This window comes from Dellaglioa sp. CoH-57-MRSF-20 (genome assembly GCF_056781955.1).
The window spans coordinates 1-374 of record NZ_JBXAXV010000160.1; the positions used below are offsets into that span (position 1 = coordinate 1).

General features: G+C 53.5%; 1 protein-coding gene. It reads left to right on the plus strand.

What is annotated here, in order from left to right:
* The coding region (locus tag AC1RPN_RS08605; protein ID WP_481763777.1) for a hypothetical protein at positions 1-232 on the plus strand (232 nt) is incomplete at its 5' end.
* Positions 233-374 lie beyond the last annotated feature (142 nt).

The following is a 374-nucleotide window of genomic DNA, read 5'->3' on the forward strand; positions in this document are numbered from 1 at the left end:
GGCTGGTCGCGAGTCCTCTATCCTGACCGCCTTGGCCGAAGCCCGTGGTGTAGACGTGGAGACGTTGGCGCTGAAGATTCTTGACAAAGATGCGGCGTATAAGGCCACGTACTTCAAGGCACTCGGTGCCTACCAGAAGAAGCGTGATGAAATCGGGGCCGCTACCAAGGTTACGCAACTGAGTTTCACGCTCGATATGGTGAGGCGTGTGCGATCTTCTGGAGGGTTTTAATGAGTACACCTATCTATGCACGAATCCTGTACGACGAGATTCGCATGATGGATTCAAAGTCCGGGCTGTATGTATGGTGTGATCCAGATGAAGAGGGGGTGCTTACCGTTCAGCAGCTTTTGACCGGTGCTCCGTTTAAGGC